Genomic DNA, 17,676 nt, shown 5'->3' with positions numbered 1-17,676 from the left:
CCAGGCAGCCTCCGGCACGGCCCTGCCGTTCATCTCCCGCGATCTCGGCGTCATCCATCACCTGACCGACCGCGTGCTCGTGATGAAGGACGGACGCGTCGTGGAGACCGGCGCGGTCGAGACGGTCTTCGCCGCCCCCACGCATAGCTACACCCGCGCTCTGCTCGATGCCGTGCCCGCCCTGCCCTGAGCAGCGCTGGCTACCGCGTCGGATCGCCACCCTCCGTCGATCAACGATCAGGATAAGGACGCTGAGATGTCGCCACCCACCCGCCGCCGCCTCAAGACCCTGATGGGCGCCTCCAACGTCATCGCGGCATCGAACGATGCCGATCCGGCCACCGGGGCGAAGCGCGCCACCGCATTCGCCCGCAGAGCCGAAGCCGAGAAGATCACCGGCCTCTTCACCGCCGACCTGCTGCAGATCGATCCGGCCGGCCTCGCCGGCACCGCCGGGGTGCAGGATCCGTTGATCGCGCTCGCCGCACTGAGCCAGGTCACCTCGCATATCGGCCTCGTGGCGACGGTCTCGACGACGTTCCACCATCCCTACAATCTGGCGCGCCTGATCGGTACGCTCGACCATGCCAGCGGCGGCCGCGCCGCCTGGAATGCGGTCACCTCCTCGGTCGGCGAGGAGAATTTCGGCTTGGACCTGCTCAGCCCCGAGGAGCGCTATGCCCGTGCCGCGGAATTCATCGAGGTCGTGAACGCTCTGTATGATGCGAACGAGAGCGATGCGGTGACGCGCAAGGCGTCCGGCGGGCTCGCTCTCGACCCGGCCAAGTTCCATCGCATCGACTATCGCGGCCGGCACTTCACCGTTCAGGGGCCGCTCAACGTGCCGCCGCTGCCGCAGGGCCGTCCCGTGCAATTCCAGGCCGGCCAGTCTGAAGCCGGCATCAATGTCGGCGCCCGCTATGCCGAGGTTGTCTACACGTCGCAGCCGAAGCTGGAGGGCGCGATCGCCTTCGTGACCGAGCTGCGGCGCCGCGCCAAAGGCTTCGGGCGCGGCGACAACCTGCCCTTCGTGATGAACTCGTTCCATTCGGTGATCGGGGAATCCGATGCGGATGTCGCCCGGCGCCTGAAGGAGAAGCACGAGCGCATCGATTACGAGCTCGGGCGCCTCAAGCTCGCCGACATGCTGGGCGGCGACATCGATCTCTCGGGCCTGCCGCTCGACAAGCCCCTGCCCGACAGCCTGCTGCCCGAGGTCACCAGCACCAACCGGCGCCGCGGGCGCGTCGAGATCTTCAGCCGCTACGCGAAGCAGGGCCTGACGCTCCGCGAATTGATCATCGAGGCGCAGGAGACGGGGCACTGGTCCGTCGCAGGCACGCCGGAACAATTGGTCGATGCGATCGAGGAGCGCTTCCGTGCCGGGGTGCTGGACGTCCTCACCCTCCACGGGCTCGGCAATCCCGACCAGGAGGACCTTCTCCTGAACGGCCTCCTGCCGGAGCTGCGCCGGCGCGGGCTCATCGACACCGACTATGTCGGAGACGATTTCCGCTCGAACCTGGAGCTGCCCGCCCTGACGCCGGCTGTCTCATTGGCCCGCAGCGCCTGAGTTCTTCGACGGAGCGGCTCCCCAGCCGCTCCGTCACTCCGGTGCCGAGATTGCTTTTCTCTGCACGCGGCCCCGAAGAGAACGTTCATATTGAAATTATGCTAGAACTTGATAGGAAAACTGTACATTCAACATATGGATAGCGCCGGTGCTGACCAACAAGGGCAAATACGGCCTCAAGGCGATCGTGCATCTTGCCCGGCTCGAAGCTGGCGAGACCGCGCAGGTCGCCGACGTGGCACAGCGGAACAACATTCCGAAGAAATTCCTCGATGCCATCCTGCTCGATCTGCGCAATGCCGGCATGCTGCGCAGCAAGAAGGGGCCGGGCGGCGGCTATGCCCTGGCCAAACCGGCGCGATCGATCAAGGTCGGCGCCGTGATCCGGGCCCTGGAAGGCCCGATCGCACCGATCGCCTGCGCCAGCCGCTCCGCCTTTCGAGCCTGCGAAGATTGCGGCGACATCGACACCTGCCCGGTGCGTTCGGTGATGAGCGACGTGCGCGATGCCATTGCAGGGATCGTCGACACCACGACAGTGGCAGATCTGGTTCAGCGTTCGATCGCGCACGCGTCGCTTCATGCGGATTACGCAATCTAATTATCTACTAATTATATAGACAATAAACCTGCCGCCGCCTAAAACGCGGCGGCGGCGTCCGGAGCCGCATGAGGATGCGGTCACGAATGAATCAACAGTCTTCCCTTGCCGTGCGCGACATTCACGCTGACGCGTTCAAGGCGGTGATGAGAAACGTCGCGGGTGCCGTGAGCGTCATCACCGCGACCCATGCACAGCGCCGAGCGGGACTGACTGCGACCTCGCTGACGGCGCTTTCCGCGGATCCGCCGACCGTCATCGTCTGCGTCAACCGCAATGCCTCGGCCTGGCCGACGATCGAGGCCGCGGGCCACTTTGCGATCAACGTCCTCGCCGCCCGGCACCAGAGCATCGCGGATCGCTTCGCCGGTCGCGGCGGCTTCAAGGGCGAAGCACGCTTCGATGAAGGTGACTGGGCGCGCCTGGCGACCGGTGCACCGACGCTCGACGGCGCCCTTGCCGTGCTCGATTGCGAGACCGAGGAGGCGATCGAGCGTCACTCGCATACGATCCTGATCGGCCGCATCAAGGCGATCCGGCACGCGCAGGACGAAGGCGCCCTGCTCTACTGGCGCGGCGTCTACGGCAAGCTGGACGAGAGCCTGCAATACGGCGCCGGCATCTAGATCAGCCGCTTCTGCAAGCGCGACATTCGGACCGGGCGAGATAACCGTCCTTGAAGCGGGGAGATGGCAGGCAACCGTCCTCTAAACCGGTCCAAATTTGCCAATCCGTTTCATTGACCGAACGCATCGACCGGGTCGATGATCGACGCAGCACGAGGGAGCTGCGCCATGCCCGTCCTCATCGTCCCCGGCCTCCACGATTCCGAGCCCGCACATTGGCAGAGCCGATGGGCCGCCGAGATCGACCAGGCCGAACGCGTCCAGCAGAAGAACTGGCACCAGCCGGACCTCGAATCCTGGATCGAGGCGCTCCATCGGCATGTGCTGCGACGCCCCGGTGCGGTTCTGGTCGGGCATAGCCTCGGCGCCACGCTCATCGCGCATCTGGCGGCCCGCTTTCCCGAACTGCCGATCGGCGGCGCCCTGCTGGTGGCGCCGGCCGATCCCGAGCTGAGAATTTCGAAAGTTCACGGCATCGCCTCGTTCGGCCCGTTGCCGGACGTGCCCTTCCAGTTCCCTGCGATCGTGGTCGCCAGCCGCACCGACCCGTACATGGCAATCGAGCGCGCGCGGATCATCGCCAACATGTGGGACGCCGCCTTCGTCGACCTCGGCGATGCCGGGCACATCAATGTCGCCAGCGGCCATGGCAGCTGGGCCGAAGGGCTGCGTCTGCTCGACCAGCTCCTCTGGCGGCGGAGCGCCGGGCGAGAGCATCAGGCCGTCCGGCCAAGCGCCCTATCCCGGTTGCATTGAAGTCGCTTGTTCACGTCCGCGTCGGACCGGGTTCTGCCGCAGGCTGCGGCCTTCTCCCGAAGGCCGGTTTCGAAGACGGTCCTTCTTCCAACGGCACCCGGTCGATGCGGAATATCGTTTTCTGGGCGCCGGGCATGGCACGCGGCCCTGCCCTTCCCTAGCTGAGCAAGACCCTCCCCAGACTTGCCAGCAGGTCCTCCCATGCCATCGCCCCGACAGCTCCATCTCGGCGCCTTCATGCGCCCGGTCAGCATCCATACCGGCGCCTGGCGCTATCCCGGCGCCTATCCGGACGCCAATTTCAACTTCGCCCATCTGAAGCGCTTCGCCAGGAAGCTGGAAGCCGGGAAATTCGACGCCTTCTTCATGGCGGACCACCTGGCCGTGTTGAACATGCCGGTCGAGGCCCTCAAGCGCAGCCATACCGTCACCTCGTTCGAGCCGTTCACGCTTCTGTCGGCACTCGCGGGCGCAACCGAGCGCATCGGCCTCGTCGCAACGGCCTCGACCACCTTCGACGCGCCTTATCACGTCGCCCGGCGCTTCGCTTCGCTGGATCATATCAGCGGCGGCCGCGCCGGCTGGAACATCGTCACCACCTCGAATCCCGATGCTGCGCTTAATTTCGGCCTCACCGAGCATAAGGAGCATGGCGAGCGCTATGACCGGGCGCGCGAATTCTACGATGTCGTCACCGGCCTGTGGGATTCCTTCGCCGACGACGCCTTCACCCGCGACCGCGAAAGCGGACTCTATTTCGATCCCGACCGGATGCATGTGCTCGACCATAAGGGCGAGCACCTTTCGGTGCGAGGTCCGCTCAATATAGCCCGGCCTGTGCAGGGCTGGCCGGTCATCGTTCAGGCGGGGGCATCGGAGGCCGGGCGCCAGCTCGCAGCCGAGACGGCGGAAGCCGTCTTCGCCGCCCACCGCACCCTCGCAGAGGGGCAGGCCTTCTACGCCGACGTCAAGGGGCGGATGGCCAGGTTCGGCCGCGATCCCGATCACCTCAAGATCCTTCCGGGCGTCCTCGTCGTGGTTGGTGACAGCGTCGAGGAAGCCCGCGAGAAGCGCGCGCTGCTCGATTCCTTCGTGCATTACGATAGCGCCATCGCCTCGCTGTCGATCGCGCTGGGCCATGATGCCTCGGGCTTTGACCCGGACGGGCCCCTGCCAGAAATCCCCGACACCAACGCCAGCAAGAGCGGGCGCGAGCGCACCATCGCGCTGGCGCGCGACGAGAACCTGACCGTGCGCCAACTCGCCCAGCGCCTTGGCGGCTATGGCGGTCTCGCCTTCGTCGGCACCCCCGCGACCATTGCCGACGCCATGGAGCAATGGCTCGTGGAGCGTGGCAGCGACGGCTTCAACGTGATGTTCCCGTACCTGCCGGAAGGGCTCGACGATTTCGTCGACAAGGTCGTGCCGGAATTGCAGCGCCGCGGGCTGTTCCGGACGGAATATGCAGGCACCACGCTGCGAGACCATCTCGGCCTGCCGCGCCCGGCCAATCGCTTCTTCCCTCGGTCTTAAGAGTTTGAAGCTGGCGCCTTCCTGGCGGCGACGCGCCCAGGCTCCAGCGCCGTTCCCAGCACACAGCCAGACCGTGAAGGGCGAATTATCCCTTCGGGCCGGCGGTGAAAGCGAATCCTTGCCCACAGGCGCATGTATTTGAAATTACATTCGATTGACTGAGGGCATGTAGAAAACAATGATTACTCACATCGCCATGACTGAAATCAGGACGATCGCGGGATTTGTTGGAGCAGCTTGCACCGCGTCACCAATGCTAAAAGCACCACGCGCATTGCCGTGGGCTCCTTTGCTTGCGGAAGGCCCATGATTATCCCGTTCAACATCGTCGTTCACGCCCTGCTACGCCTGTCGGCATTCCTGCACTGGACACGCACCGGCGAGACCCGCCGCCGCAGCAACAAGTAGCCGGTCGTCGCGCAGCGCGACCGAACACCGATTTTCCGACGCCCAAGGAGCTTCAGGTTGCGGCCATCGCTGGCCCGCGCCGCCGCTCTCATTGATCCGAAGGCATGACCATGAGCCCGTCCGATTTCCACACACCTCACCGTGGATGGCTGCCGCACCATCGCGGCTCTGCCCCGGCTCGCGGACGTCATCTGCGTGCGGCCGTGACAGCCATCGCCCTTCTGGCTGCCGGCTATTCCGCCTCCGCCGCCGACAACCAGGCGGCCGGGAAGCCCGTAGCCGGAGGAACGCTGACCTTCGGCCTCGCGAGCGACACCGCCATCATCGACCCGTCGGTCACCGGCAATTCGATCACGGCGCTGATCACCCGTAACCTCGTCGATTCCCTCGTCGGCCAGGCGGAGGACAACAGATTCACGCCATGGCTCGCCGAACGCTGGGAGGTGAATGCCGACAACACGGTCTACACCTTCCACCTGCGCCGCGGCGTGACCTTCAGCGATGGCACGCCGCTCGACGCCGCCGCGGTCAAGTTCAACTTCGACCGGATTCTCGATCCCAAGACGACATCGAGCTATTCCAAGTCCCTGCTCGGTCCGGTCGCGGAGATCGCCGCGCCAGACGCCGCGACGGTGGTGATCTCCTACAAGCAATCCTTCGCGCCGCTGCTGCAAGGCCTGAGCCTGCCCTATCTCGGCATTCAGTCGCCGACCTATCTGCGCGAGGCCAAGAGTACCACGAACACCGTCGTCGGCTCCGGCCCCTTCGTGCTCGAAAGCTTCACCAAGGGCAGCGGCAGCCGGCTGACCAAGCGCGCCGATTACAACTGGGGCCCGGGCTATGCCGCGCATCAAGGCCCGGCCCATCTCGACGCCATCGTGTTCCGCTATCTGCCGGAATCCTCGGTTCGCCTCGGCGCGCTGAGCAGCGGACAGGTGCAGGCGATCGACGAGGTGCCGCCGGCCAATTTCCGCTCCGTTCAGGTCGATAATCGCCTCCAGGTGGTGACGCGCGAAAACCCCGGCGTGAACCGCTCGCTGTTCCTGAACACGAGCAAGGGCCCCTTCGCCGACGCCCGCGTTCGTCAGGCCTTCCAGAGCGCGATCGATGCGCCCGGCGCCGTCAAGGCCGCCTATTTCGGCAGCCTCAAGGCGGCCGACAACATCCTCGGCCCCTCGACGCTGCATTACGACCCGACAATCGCGAAATCTTGGGGCTTCGATCCGCAGAAAGCTGCGAAACTGCTCGATGACGCCGGCTGGACCACGAAGGACGGCGATGGCATCCGCTCGAAAGGCGGCGAACGCTTGAGTGTCCGCTTCGTCTACGATGCCGCGGCATGGGGGGCGTCGGACCTGACCGTGGCCCAGGCGGTCCAGTTCTCGGTCAAGAAGGCGGGTTTCGATCTGCAGCTCGACCCCGTCGATGCCGGGGGCTACACCGCCCGGACGGCCGCGAACGACTACGACCTCATCTCGCTCTACTATGTCCGCGCCGAGCCGGACATCCTGCGCACCGTCTTCCATTCGGCCTATATCCCGCCGAACGGCGCCAACAATGCGCGGGTGAAGAGCCTCGACGAGATCCTGACCAAGGCGATCGGCGCCTCCGGTGACGAGCGGCAGCGCCTCTACGGCCAGGCGCAGGCCGAGATCATCGGCCAGGCCTATGCCGTGCCGCTCTATGTCGTCGCCTATCAGCTCGGCGCCTCGAAGAAGCTGCAAGGCATCAGCTGGGCGACGAATGCGAAGCCGAATCTCTACGATGCCTGGCTGGCTCGCTAGCGTCTTACCCGCGGGGCTGCGGCGCCTCGGGGTGATCGTGGCCGTGCTCTGGGGCGCGGCCACGATCACCTTCGTTGCGGTCAAGGCGATCCCCGGCGATCCCGTCGCGGTGCTCACCGGGGGCGAGAACATCGTCGACGCCGCCGAGCGCGAGGCGCTCGTCCGGCAGTTCGGTCTCGACCAGCCTTTGCCCGTGCAATATCTGCGCTATATCGGCCAGGCCCTGCTCGGCGATTTCGGCGACAGCTATCAATACCGGCAACCGGTCATCGAGGTCATCGGCGAGGCGGCCGGGCCGACGCTCCAGCTCGCCGGCACGGCGATGGCGCTGGCTCTCAGCCTCGCCTTCGTCAACGCGCTCGCCACGGCCGGGCGGCGCAAGGGTTTGCGGACCGTCCTCGCCGGGCTGGAGCTCGCCGTGCTGAGCACCCCGGTCTACTGGGTCGGGCTCCTGCTGCTGACGGTCTTCAGCTTCTATCTCGGCTGGTTCCCGATCATCGGTGGCGAGGGCCTCCCCGCGCTCGTGCTGCCCGCCATTGCTTTGAGCCTCCCGCTCGCGGCCTTGCTGGGGCAGGTCCTGCGTGACGGGCTCGAAGAGGCGCTGCTTCAGCCCTTCGCCCTGACCGTACGGACGCGCGGCGTCAGCGAGACGCAGCTGCGCCTGCGCCACGCCCTGCGCCATGCCGCGCTCGCGGTCTCGACATTGACCGGCACGCTCTTCGCCGGCGTCCTGGCCGGATCGATCCTCACGGAAACCGTGTTCGGAAGAGCCGGCATCGGCCAGATCACCCTGCAGGCGATCAAGACCCGCGACATGCCCTTGCTGCTCGGGCTGGTGATGCTGTCGGCGCTGGTCTCGGTGAGCATCAACCTCCTCGTCGATGCGCTCTATTTGCTGATCGATCCGCGGCTGCGGAGGGCGCCGCGATGAGCCAGGCCCTCGACGTCATCGCACGTGTCCGCAACGGCAACCGGGCCAGGCATCCATGGCGCGCGCCTGGGCTCATCATCCCGCTCGCCTTCGTCCTGCTCCTCCTGGCCGCGGCCGCGATGCCGCAATGGTTCACGGCGCTGGCGCCCGATGCGGTCGATACCGATGCGATCTTGCTGCCGCCCGGCCCAGGCCATTGGTTCGGAGCCGACCAGCTCGGCCGCGACGTCTTCACACGCGTCATCTACGGAACCTCGCAATCCCTGGGCATCGGCATCGGCGCGACGCTGATCGGCTGCGCCGGCGGCGTGCTGCTCGGCACAGCCGCCGGACTGGCTCCGCCGGTCCTGCAGCGCCTGCTCGTGCGACTGATCGACATCCTGCTGGCGTTCCCCGAAATCCTGCTCGCCCTGTTGATCATCGCCGTGCTCGGCCGGGGGCCGACGAACACGCTGCTTGCCGTCGGGCTTTCCAGCATCGCGGGCTATGCCCGGCTGGTACGCTCGCAGGTGCTCCGCGTCTGGCAATCCGGCTATGTCGAGCATGCCGTGTCGCTCGGCGAGTCCACGCCAGCAATCATCGCCCGCCATGTCGTGCCCAATGCCGTCCGGCCGCTCGTCGTCCTGGCCACGATCGGCGTCGGCAATGCCGTGCTGTCGGCCTCTGCCCTGAGCTTCATCGGACTTGGCGTCGTGCCTCCCGCCGCGGAATGGGGAGCCCTTCTGGCCGATGGGCGCAACTTCCTGGATACCGCGCCCTGGATCAGCTTCCTGCCGGCGACCGTCGTTGCGATCTCGGTCATCGCCATCACCATCCTCGGGCGGCGTCTGCAGCTTCTGCTCTCACAGGGAGGCGAGCCATGAACGTCCAGCTCGTGGGGCGGCATGACGTGGTCTCGGCTGCGCCGGCCGCCCGCCGCCCCGCCATCCTCGAGGTCGAGGATCTGCACATCGCCTTCCCGAGCCGGCTCGGACCACGGGAGGTCGTGCGCGGCATCTCCTTCACCATCGGCGCCGGCGAAATCCTCGCCATCGTCGGCGAATCCGGCTCTGGAAAGTCGGTGACCGCCCGCGCGCTCGTCGGGCTGGCGGGGTCTGGCGCAGAGCTGCGCGCGCGGTCGTTGCGCCTGTCGGGCCACGATGGCGAGGCCCGCTCGCTGACCGAGCTCTCGGAGCGGCAATGGTCGAAGATCCGGGGGCGAGAGATCGGCTTCGTGCTGCAGGACGCTCTCGTCTCGCTCGATCCCTTGCGCAGGATCGGCCGGGAAGTCGGCGAGCCGCTCCTGACCCACGGACTGGTTCCGCGCGCGGAGATCGGCAAGGAGGTCGAAACTCTGCTCGCCCGCGTCGGCATTCCCGATCCGGCGGTCCGGGCCGCACAATACCCCCACGAACTGTCGGGCGGGCTGCGGCAACGGGCGCTCATCGCCTCGGCGCTGGCCGCACGCCCTCGCCTGCTCATCGCCGACGAGCCGACGACGGCACTGGATGTCACCGTCCAGCAGCAGATCCTCAGCGTCTTCCAGGCGCTGGCGAAGGCTGGGCACGGCATCCTGCTGATCACGCATGACCTGGCCGTCGCAGCCCAGCTCGCCGACCGGATCGCCGTCATGCAGAACGGCGAACTGGTCGAAACAGGCCCGGCGCGGGAGGTCCTGCGGAAACCGCGCCATGCCTATACGCAGCGCCTGCTGTCGGCCGTGCCGAGCGCGGCGACGCGGGGCCGCTGGCTGTCCACATCCGGCGCGCGGCCGGTCAAGGCGAAGCCCGAGCGTAGCCAGCCGATCCTCGCGCTGCGCGACATCGCGGTGCGCTTTACCAGACCGGATCGCAGCGTGACCCATGCCGCGAACGGCGTCTCGCTCCACGTCTATCCCGGCGAGACCCTCGGCATCGTCGGGGAATCCGGCTCCGGCAAGACCACGATCGGCAAGGTCGCGCTTGCGCTGCGAAAGCCCGACGCAGGCGAGGTGCTCTTCCGTGGCCAGGCTTGGAGCCAGCTCTCCGAACGCCAGCGCCGGCCACTGCGCCGGCATGTCCAGACGATCGTTCAGGACCCGCTGAATTCCTTCGATCCGCGCTATGCCGTCGAGCGGATCATCGAGCAGCCGCTGCTCCTGCACACAGATCTCGGCAAAGCCGCACGGTCAGCGCGCGTGCGGGAGCTGATCCAGCTCGTCAATCTGCCTTCGGATGTCCTCGATCGACGACCGACCGCCCTGTCGGGAGGTCAGCGGCAGCGCGTCTCGATCGCCCAGGCGCTCGCCAGCGAGCCCGATCTGCTGATCTGCGACGAGCCCGTCTCCGCGCTCGACGTCACCACACAGGCGCAGGTGCTCGATCTGCTGATCGCGCTTCAGCATCGGCTCGGGCTGGCGATGCTTTTCATCTCCCACGACCTCGGCGTGATCCGCCACATGAGCGATCGCATCGCCGTGATGAAGGATGGTGTGATCGTCGAAACAGGCGCGGCCGAGGAGGTGTTCGATGCTCCGAAACACGACTATACGCGCCGCCTGCTCGAAGCGGTGCCGAAGCTTTAGCGGCCTGGCCTGCTGCCCCCGGAGCCGCGCGCCGCTGCCACCGCAGACAGATGCAATTCCAATCTCAAAGATTTATGATCCGGCCTGAACTATAAAACCAGAATATCTATCCCCATACTTCGCATTATTCGAAATATCGTTTGATTGACCTCAATATACCGACACCACAGACTCACGCGCTCGATGTAACCCCTATCCCGAAGGTGTCGCGATGACGAATTCTCCAGTCCGATGGACACGCAGGCAAGCAGCGGCTGCGCTTGGCGGGCTTGCGATCTCGATGGTGACCCTGGGGAACGCGCATGCGGCCGAAGGCCAATTGCGCATCGCCAAGCAGTTCGGCGTCGTCTATCTGCTGCTCGACGTCGCCGCCGAGCAGAAGCTGATCGAGAAGCACGGCAAGGCGGCCGGCATCGATATCAAGGTCGACTTCGTCCAGCTCTCCGGCGGTGCCGCGGTGAACGATGCCCTGCTGTCGGGCAGCATCGAGATCGCCGGGGCCGGCGTCGGCCCGTTGTTCACGCTCTGGGATCGCACCAAGGGCAAGCAGAACGTCAAAGGCGTCGCGTCGCTCGGCAACTTTCCCTATTATCTCGTCACGAACAATCCGAACGTGAAGACGATCGCGGATTTCACGGAGAAGGACCGCATCGCTCTGCCGGCAGTCGGTGTGTCCGTGCAGTCGCGCATCCTGCAATGGGCCTCGGCCAAGCTCTGGGGCGACACCGAATTCGCGAAGCTGGACAAGATCAGCGTCGCGCTGCCGCATCCGGAAGCCGCCGCCGCGATCATCAAGGGCGGCACCGAGATCACCGGGCATTTCGGCAACCCGCCCTTCCAGGAGCAGGAACTGGCCGAGAACCCGAAGGCCCGCATCGTGCTCAATTCCTACGACGTGCAGGGCGGGCCGGCCTCGTCGACGGTGCTCTACGCCACCGAGAAGTTCTACGCGGAGGCGCCGAAGACCTACCGCGCCTTCCTCGACGCGTTGGACGAGGCCGCGAAATTCGTCGCCGCCCATCCCGAGCAGGCGGCCGACATCTATCTCAAGGCCAATGGCGGCAAGGGCGACCGAAAGCTGGTGCTCGACATCATCAAGAGCCCGCAGGTGACCTTCAAGGTCGAACCTCAGAATACGCTCGGGCTCGGCCAGTTCCTGCAGCGCGTCGGCGCGATCAAGAACCAGCCGAAGGCGCTCTCCGATTATTTCTTCGCCGATCCACGGATCGCGGCGGGCAGCTGACGTTCGATGATTGTCGCTGCGCAGAATGAGCGGCAGCGCGCTGTGTCGCAGCGCTCGGCCGTCGACGCCGTGTCGCCGGCCTCATCCACGCTCGCCGCGCCGCTGCCGCCTCCCCTGCTCCGCGTCGCGGATGTCAGCCTCGAATACCGCAGCGACGACAGGATCGTTCGTGCGACCCATCAGGTCGGCTTCGATGTCTACGAGGCCGATCGCTTCGTGCTGCTCGGGCCCTCCGGCTGCGGCAAGTCCACCTTGCTCAAGGCGATCGCCGGCTTCATCGCACCCGTCGAGGGCGATATTTCCCTCGCCGGCGCGCCGATCCGCGGCCCGGGTCCGGACCGCATCGTCGTCTTTCAGGAGTTCGATCAACTCCCTCCCTGGAAGACGGTGTTGCAGAACGTCGCCTTTCCGCTGATCGCCTCGCGCAGCCTGTCGCGCCGGGAAGCGACGGAGCGGGCGCGTCACTATGTCGAGAAGGTCGGCCTCGCGAAGTTCGCGAGCAGCTATCCGCACGAATTGTCGGGCGGCATGAAGCAGCGGGCCGCCATCGCGCGGGCCCTCGCAATGCAGCCGCGGATCCTGCTGATGGACGAACCCTTCGCCGCACTCGACGCCCTGACGCGGCGCAAGATGCAGGAGGAGCTGCTCGGGCTCTGGGAGGAGGCGCGCTTCACCCTGCTCTTCGTCACGCATTCGATCGAGGAAGCGCTGATCCTCGGCAATCGCATCGCCGTACTCTCGCCCCATCCCGGCCGGCTGCGGGCCGAGTTCAACAGCCATGAATTCGATCTCGGCAGCATCGGCAGCGCGTCTTTCCAGCAAGCGGTCCGGCGGCTCCATGCCCGGCTCTTCGAAGGCGAGCCTGAACCGGACGCCGGCGCCCGCGACACCTCTCAGTCATGAAGCTCGCCGCCCCACCGATCCGGCCGGAATTCGACCGGCCGCTGCCGCCCTTCGTCGCCGTCGCGGTCGAGCGTCCACGCCCGCTGCTCGAGCGGCTCGTACGGCAAGGCTGGCTACGAAAGCTCCTGATCCTGCTCGTGCTGGCGGGGCTCTGGGAGGCGGCAGCGCGCTGGCAGGATAACGATCTGCTGCTGCCGAGCTTCACCGCCACGCTGCGAGCCCTTTTGGAGGGGCTGGCCAGTGGCGAACTCGTCGAGCGGGCGAGGCTGTCGCTGATCGTGCTGGCCCAGGGCTATGCGGCTGGCGTCGTGCTCGCCTTCGTCCTGACGACGCTCGCGGTCTCGACCCAGCTCGGCCGCGACCTGCTCTCGACCCTGACGGCGATGTTCAACCCGCTGCCGGCGATCGCGCTGCTGCCGCTCGCGCTCCTCTGGTTCGGGCTGGGTGCGGGCAGCCTGGTCTTCGTGCTGATCCATTCGGTGCTGTGGCCGCTCGCGCTCAACACCTTCGCCGGCTTCCAGGGCGTATCGGAGGCGCTGCGCATGGCCGGGCGCAACTACGGCCTGACCGGGCTGCGCTACGTCTTCGGCATCCTCGTCCCCGCCGCGCTGCCGGCGATCCTGTCGGGCCTCAAGATCGGTTGGGCCTTCGCCTGGCGCACCCTGATCGCCGCGGAGCTCGTCTTCGGTGCCTCCTCCGGCCGCGGCGGTCTGGGCTGGTACATCTTCCAGAACCGCAATGAGCTCTACACCGACAAGGTCTTCGCCGGCCTGCTGCTGGTCATCCTGATCGGGCTCGTCGTCGAGAACCTGATCTTCGCTGCGATCGAGCGCGTCACCATCAGGCGCTGGGGCATGGCGCGCTGATGGTTTTCTCGTTCCGGATGGCCCGTGTCCTTTTCGACGCGGCCGACACCGTTCCGCACGCGCTCAAGCCATCCCCGAGGGGCCTGCCTCGTGCGCCGGCTCAGTCGCGCGTCTGTGGCTCACCCAGGGTCAGCATCAGCCGGTTCGCCCAGTTGAAGAAGGAAGCGGCGTGGATCAGGTCGGCGATGGCAAGATCGTCGAGGCCGAGGCTGCGTAGCTTGCGGACATGCTCGGGACCGAAAGCGACCGGCGTCGCGGTCAGCGCGACCGAGGCCTCGACAATGGCGTTCCAGAGCGGATCGAGATCGGCCTGGACACCGTCGTCCAGCAGGCGCTGAACGTCCTCGCGGCGCTTCGAGAAGGTGCTCGCGAAGCGGGCGTGGACCGAAGCGCAATAGATGCAGCCATTGCTGCGCGAGACGGCGGCGGCGGCAAGCTCGCGCTCGGCCCGCGGCAGGCCAGCCTTGGTGTTGTAGAAGATGTCCTTGTCGGCCAGCGTCCGCGCCTTAAGGATGTCCGGGTCATGCGCCAGCAGCCGAAAATACGGGCTCTTGGCGCGGGCGATGTCGACCAGGCCCTGCTTCTGGCGCTCGGTCAGCGCCTCTTCCGGGACCGGATCGACCCAGGCCGTCCAGTCCAGTTCAGCCTGCGTGAAGCGGGTGGGCGCGCCCGTCGCCGGGTGATCGAGAACGGCGGTGCTCATCGGGATGCTCCTCGGTTCAGGCGGCAGCGCCCAGAACGCGCAGGCCGTGGGCCGCGCGGATCTGGAAGGCGAGATAGGCGATGATCTGCGAAAGGGTGACGATCGCGGCCGTGCTCCAGCCGGCCTGCTGCAGCGCGGCCAAATGCTGCGCCTGGGCATCGCGCGAATGGAAAACGAGCCGGTGCGCATGGACGAATGCGGCCGCGAGACGGCCGCCCAGCGCGTCCCGCTCGGCGGGTTCGAGCGCAAGCTCCGGTCCTGCAAGATCTTCGTTCGAAAGAGGTCCGGGCGGATAGGCGCCATAGGGGCCGGTGGTGCGCGCCCGCTCGGCGATCGCCTGCGTCGCATTCGCCAGAGCCTCTCCGGCCGGCTGCGCCCGCAGCAGCCCGAGGTAATGGACGGATGACGGCCCATCCTCGTGCAGAAGCGCGACGAAGGCGGCCACCGCCAGTCGCTCGTCGAGGGTGACGCTCGCCGTGTCGCCGGCCTCGAACAAGGCCGCGTAGCTCGCCTGCACATTGTCGCGCGTCTGCGATCGCTCGCGGCGAAGCGCGTCGAGATGCGTGCCGCCGGAGACCTTGGCGAGCGTATCGAGGATGTCCGCAGCAGCGGTAGCGTGATCGGTCATGGTCAAAGCCTCATGCGGTCGCAGTGAGCGGGCGCAGCCGGACGGGCTGCTGCGAGGGGGCTTCTTTCCAGCCCAGCGCGGGAGCGACCGCTTCGGCCGTGAGCTCGATGGAGCGCAGCACGAGCGGATGCGGCGGATCGACGGAATGGACCTGGAAGACCACGTCGGTGGCGCGGGGCAGCACCGTATCGGCCTGCAGCGACGCGATCACGTCATCCGGCGCTCCGACATGGGTGTCGAGCGAGCGAATGAGGCCGGCGAGGCTGCGATCGGCGAGTCGGTGGCCGCTGGCAACGAAGCGCTCGAATACGGCGTTCAGGCCGCGTTCCGCCTGTTTCAGCGCCTCGGTGCGGCTGTCGGCGACGAAAAGCGAGCGCGAGGCCATGATCCGAGGTGCGATGCCTGCCGGGAGATTGGCGAGATAGGCGTCGACGATCGGATTCTGGATCTCGGGCAGCGTTGCGTCGGGCCGCTCCGGGCTGCGCGGCTGCGTGCGCGAGAGCATCAGCCCCGCGCCGGCCTTGCCGATCCGCTCGGCGCCGGCAACCGAGAAGGTGGCGTGCCAGGTGCGCTCCTGCAGGTTGTCGGCGGCCGGATAGAGCCGGTTCTGCGGATGGCCGAGTTCCGCCCCGCTCCAGGCACGATGCAGCATGTCGAGCTTGCGCGCGAAGACGTCGGCGCGCTCGCCCTTTTCGATGCCGAAGGCGAGGAAGGTCTCGGGTGTCGTGCCGGTGCCGAGACCCACCTCGAGGCGCCCGCCCGACAGAAGGTCGACCGTGACGGTGTCCTCCGCGATGCGCACGGGGTCCTCCATCGGCAGGATGATGATGCCGGTGCCGAGGCGGATGCGGCTGGTGCGGGCCGCGACGAAGGCCAGGAAGGGCAGCGGCGACGGCAGGCCGCCCTCGTCCCGATGGAAGTGATGCTGAGCGACCCAGGCGCTGTCGAAGCCATGGCGCTCGGCATGGACGATCTGCTCGGCCGCAAGGCGATAGCGTTCGCCGGCAGGCGCGTCGTCGAGCAGACGAGTGAAGAAGCCGATGCGTTTGCCGGCCATGGCGAGACCTTTCAAGAGATACCGGCCGAAGCCTTGCTGTAGGAAATGGCTGGATCGGTGCCGGCGAAGGAGAGGCCGAACAGACCTTCGCCCCGCCGCGCGAGATGGCTCGCCACGATGCCGCTGCCGGCACGCTCCGGCGCCAGCAGGATCAGCCGGGTCCCGCCGAGCTCGAGGCTCGTGGCCACCGCCTCCAAGCCCGGTTGCGGACCGATGGGCTGGGCCGGCTGGCCGATCAGGGCCGACCAGCGCCGCGAAGACCGATCGAGATCGTTCACGGCCAGGCTGATCGTGGCAAGGCCGGTCGCGCCATTGGCGTGACGCGGCGCTGCCGGCACTCTCAGCGCGCGCGGCGTGACGTCCGAGCAGAAGAACGGCAGGTCGGTCCCGGCCGGCCGCGCCGTGCGCCAGACCAGCGTTTCGCCGTCGGGGCGCTTGCGGCCGCCATCCTGCGGCGCCCCGTAGCCGAGCTCAACCTCGGCGGCCCGATCCAGCACGGCTTCGAGATCCTCCGGCAGCAGGGCCAGGTCGATCGGCCCCTCCCCGTCCTTCTGCAGCACGCGCCACCAGAAGAAGTCCTCCTGCGGGAGCGGGAAGGCGATGATCTCGATATAGGCGCCGTCGGCGAAGGAGATCAGCGCGTTGACGCTGCCGCGCGGATGGGTGCCGCCCGGCTCGACGGTGAAGCCGCGCTCCCGCCACGCGGCGATGGACCGGTCGAGATCGTCGGTGACGATCACCGCATGGTCGACCCTCAGGGTCTGCCGGGTCGTGTCGTTCAAGCTCATGCCGCCTCCGCGCCGCCGAGATAGGCATCCCTGATCCGGGTATCGGTCAGAAGATCGGCGGCCTTGCCTTCGAGAACGATGCGGCCGGTCTGCAGCACATAGCCGCGATGGGCGATCTGCAGCGCCAAGCTGGCATTCTGCTCGACCATGAAGACGGCAACGCCTTGCCTGTTGATGTCGCGGATCAGCTCCAGCACGCGTTCGACCCAGAGCGGCGAGAGCCCCATGGTCGGCTCGTCCATGATGATCACGCGCGGCCTGCTCATCAGCGCACGCGCCATCGCCACCATCTGCTGCTCGCCACCCGACAGGGTTCCGGCCTGCTGGTCGAGCCGCTGGGCGACGCGCGGGAACAGCCCAAGCACGCGGTCGAGATCGGCGGCGATGCCGGCCTTGTCGTCGCGCACGAAGGCGCCCATGAGCAGGTTCTCGCGCACGCTCATCGCCCCGAAGAGGCGGCGCGCCTCCGGCACGGTGCCGACGCCGAGGCGCACGATCTCCGGAGTCTTGAGCTTCAGCGTCGAGACGCCGTCGACGAGCACGTCGCCGGCGGTAGGCTTCACCAGCCCGAGGATGATCTTCATCGTCGTCGACTTGCCGCTGGCATTGCCGCCGAGCAGGCAGACCGCCTCGCCCTTCGCGACATGCAGCGAGAGGCCGAAATGGGCTTGCACCGGACCGTAATAGGTGTCGATGGCCTTGAGTTCGAGGATCGGCGTGTCATTGCTCATCGC

18 protein-coding genes are annotated in these 17,676 nt (G+C 67.0%); 13 read left to right on the top strand and 5 right to left on the bottom strand.

Annotation, left to right across the window (positions count from 1 at the left end):
• Window positions 1-73 precede the first annotated feature (73 nt).
• The 13 genes from AB6806_RS28960 to AB6806_RS02635 all read left to right on the top strand — a co-directional run bounded on the left by AB6806_RS28960 (window position 74) and on the right by AB6806_RS02635 (window position 13,766).
• On the top strand, window positions 74-190 hold the full coding sequence (locus tag AB6806_RS28960) for an ABC transporter ATP-binding protein (protein ID WP_465247161.1): 117 nt from the start codon (window positions 74-76) through the stop codon (window positions 188-190).
• Window positions 191-256: 66 nt separating this feature from the next.
• The gene (locus tag AB6806_RS02690) at window positions 257-1,573 is read left to right on the top strand and encodes an NtaA/DmoA family FMN-dependent monooxygenase (protein ID WP_370954056.1); all 1,317 of its coding nucleotides are present in this window, start codon (window positions 257-259) and stop codon (window positions 1,571-1,573) included.
• A 148-nt stretch (window positions 1,574-1,721) separates the two neighbouring features.
• Entirely contained in the window at window positions 1,722-2,174 is a 453-nt protein-coding gene (locus AB6806_RS02685; RefSeq protein WP_112764179.1) for an RrF2 family transcriptional regulator, read from the top strand.
• Window positions 2,175-2,260: 86 nt separating this feature from the next.
• Window positions 2,261-2,800, top strand: coding sequence for a flavin reductase family protein (locus tag AB6806_RS02680; protein ID WP_038362064.1), 540 nt, complete (start codon window positions 2,261-2,263; stop codon window positions 2,798-2,800).
• Window positions 2,801-2,968: 168 nt separating this feature from the next.
• Entirely contained in the window at window positions 2,969-3,556 is a 588-nt protein-coding gene (locus AB6806_RS02675) for an RBBP9/YdeN family alpha/beta hydrolase (protein WP_370954055.1), read from the top strand.
• A gap of 201 nt (window positions 3,557-3,757) precedes the next feature.
• Window positions 3,758-5,089 (top strand): LLM class flavin-dependent oxidoreductase, encoded by a 1,332-nt coding sequence (locus tag AB6806_RS02670; protein WP_370954054.1) that lies wholly within the window; start codon window positions 3,758-3,760, stop codon window positions 5,087-5,089.
• Between the two features lie 611 nt (window positions 5,090-5,700).
• Complete coding sequence (locus AB6806_RS02665) at window positions 5,701-7,281, top strand: ABC transporter substrate-binding protein (protein WP_370954053.1); 1,581 nt, start codon at window positions 5,701-5,703, stop codon at window positions 7,279-7,281.
• A complete protein-coding gene (locus AB6806_RS02660) occupies window positions 7,262-8,212 on the top strand; it encodes an ABC transporter permease (RefSeq protein WP_370954052.1) in 951 nt (316 codons plus the stop codon). The genes AB6806_RS02665 and AB6806_RS02660 overlap by 20 nt, the downstream gene beginning before the upstream one ends.
• Window positions 8,209-9,075, top strand: a complete 867-nt coding sequence (locus AB6806_RS02655; protein ID WP_370954051.1) for an ABC transporter permease — start codon at window positions 8,209-8,211, stop codon at window positions 9,073-9,075. The genes AB6806_RS02660 and AB6806_RS02655 overlap by 4 nt, the downstream gene beginning before the upstream one ends.
• Entirely contained in the window at window positions 9,072-10,754 is a 1,683-nt protein-coding gene (locus tag AB6806_RS02650; protein WP_370954050.1) for a dipeptide ABC transporter ATP-binding protein, read from the top strand. Before AB6806_RS02655 ends, AB6806_RS02650 begins: the two co-directional genes overlap by 4 nt.
• A gap of 280 nt (window positions 10,755-11,034) precedes the next feature.
• Window positions 11,035-11,997, top strand: coding sequence for an ABC transporter substrate-binding protein (locus tag AB6806_RS02645; RefSeq protein WP_370954049.1), 963 nt, complete (start codon window positions 11,035-11,037; stop codon window positions 11,995-11,997).
• Between the two features lie 6 nt (window positions 11,998-12,003).
• Window positions 12,004-12,900, top strand: coding sequence for an ABC transporter ATP-binding protein (locus tag AB6806_RS02640; protein ID WP_142020498.1), 897 nt, complete (start codon window positions 12,004-12,006; stop codon window positions 12,898-12,900).
• A complete protein-coding gene (locus AB6806_RS02635) occupies window positions 12,897-13,766 on the top strand; it encodes an ABC transporter permease (protein WP_142020497.1) in 870 nt (289 codons plus the stop codon). The genes AB6806_RS02640 and AB6806_RS02635 overlap by 4 nt, the downstream gene beginning before the upstream one ends.
• A 100-nt stretch (window positions 13,767-13,866) precedes the next feature.
• Here AB6806_RS02635 and AB6806_RS02630 read toward each other — a convergent pair whose 3' ends face one another.
• From AB6806_RS02630 to AB6806_RS02610, 5 genes are read right to left on the bottom strand one after another with little or no spacing between them, the layout of a single operon-like run.
• A complete protein-coding gene (locus AB6806_RS02630) occupies window positions 13,867-14,469 on the bottom strand; it encodes an alkylhydroperoxidase domain protein (protein WP_112764168.1) in 603 nt (200 codons plus the stop codon).
• 16 nt (window positions 14,470-14,485) lie between these two features.
• Window positions 14,486-15,097 carry a CMD domain protein gene (locus AB6806_RS02625; protein ID WP_142020496.1) on the bottom strand — a complete coding sequence of 204 codons (612 nt, stop codon included), beginning with the start codon at window positions 15,095-15,097 and terminating at the stop codon, window positions 14,486-14,488.
• A 10-nt stretch (window positions 15,098-15,107) separates the two neighbouring features.
• Entirely contained in the window at window positions 15,108-16,154 is a 1,047-nt protein-coding gene (locus tag AB6806_RS02620) for a putative FMN-dependent luciferase-like monooxygenase (RefSeq protein ID WP_038362052.1), read from the bottom strand.
• Between the two features lie 11 nt (window positions 16,155-16,165).
• Entirely contained in the window at window positions 16,166-16,942 is a 777-nt protein-coding gene (locus AB6806_RS02615) for a VOC family protein (protein WP_142020495.1), read from the bottom strand.
• On the bottom strand, window positions 16,939-17,673 hold the full coding sequence (locus AB6806_RS02610) for an ABC transporter ATP-binding protein (protein ID WP_142020494.1): 735 nt from the start codon (window positions 17,671-17,673) through the stop codon (window positions 16,939-16,941). Before AB6806_RS02610 ends, AB6806_RS02615 begins: the two co-directional genes overlap by 4 nt.
• Window positions 17,674-17,676: the final 3 nt, after the last annotated feature.

The organism is Allobosea sp. RCC_152_1, from assembly GCF_041360765.1.
GTDB lineage: Bacteria > Pseudomonadota > Alphaproteobacteria > Rhizobiales > Beijerinckiaceae > Allobosea > Allobosea spartocytisi.
The sequence above is the reverse complement of the archived record's forward strand: the minus strand, read 5'-3'. Positions and strand labels throughout refer to the sequence as shown.

Excerpts from the sequence above, each read along its gene's own strand:
- AB6806_RS02690 (WP_370954056.1), top strand. The coding sequence starts at position 257 with ATGTCGCCACCCACCCGCCGCCGCCTCAAGACCCTGATGGGCGCCTCC.
- AB6806_RS02680 (WP_038362064.1), top strand. The coding sequence starts at position 2,261 with ATGAATCAACAGTCTTCCCTTGCCGTGCGCGACATTCACGCTGACGCG.
- AB6806_RS02675 (WP_370954055.1), top strand. The coding sequence starts at position 2,969 with ATGCCCGTCCTCATCGTCCCCGGCCTCCACGATTCCGAGCCCGCACAT.
- AB6806_RS02670 (WP_370954054.1), top strand. The coding sequence starts at position 3,758 with ATGCCATCGCCCCGACAGCTCCATCTCGGCGCCTTCATGCGCCCGGTC.
- AB6806_RS02660 (WP_370954052.1), top strand. The coding sequence starts at position 7,262 with ATGCCTGGCTGGCTCGCTAGCGTCTTACCCGCGGGGCTGCGGCGCCTC.
- AB6806_RS02655 (WP_370954051.1), top strand. The coding sequence starts at position 8,209 with ATGAGCCAGGCCCTCGACGTCATCGCACGTGTCCGCAACGGCAACCGG.
- AB6806_RS02650 (WP_370954050.1), top strand. The coding sequence starts at position 9,072 with ATGAACGTCCAGCTCGTGGGGCGGCATGACGTGGTCTCGGCTGCGCCG.
- AB6806_RS02645 (WP_370954049.1), top strand. The coding sequence starts at position 11,035 with ATGGTGACCCTGGGGAACGCGCATGCGGCCGAAGGCCAATTGCGCATC.
- AB6806_RS02640 (WP_142020498.1), top strand. The coding sequence starts at position 12,004 with ATGATTGTCGCTGCGCAGAATGAGCGGCAGCGCGCTGTGTCGCAGCGC.
- AB6806_RS02635 (WP_142020497.1), top strand. The coding sequence starts at position 12,897 with ATGAAGCTCGCCGCCCCACCGATCCGGCCGGAATTCGACCGGCCGCTG.
- AB6806_RS02630 (WP_112764168.1), bottom strand. The coding sequence starts at position 14,469 with ATGAGCACCGCCGTTCTCGATCACCCGGCGACGGGCGCGCCCACCCGC.
- AB6806_RS02625 (WP_142020496.1), bottom strand. The coding sequence starts at position 15,097 with ATGACCGATCACGCTACCGCTGCTGCGGACATCCTCGATACGCTCGCC.
- AB6806_RS02620 (WP_038362052.1), bottom strand. The coding sequence starts at position 16,154 with ATGGCCGGCAAACGCATCGGCTTCTTCACTCGTCTGCTCGACGACGCG.
- AB6806_RS02615 (WP_142020495.1), bottom strand. The coding sequence starts at position 16,942 with ATGAGCTTGAACGACACGACCCGGCAGACCCTGAGGGTCGACCATGCG.
- AB6806_RS02610 (WP_142020494.1), bottom strand. The coding sequence starts at position 17,673 with ATGAGCAATGACACGCCGATCCTCGAACTCAAGGCCATCGACACCTAT.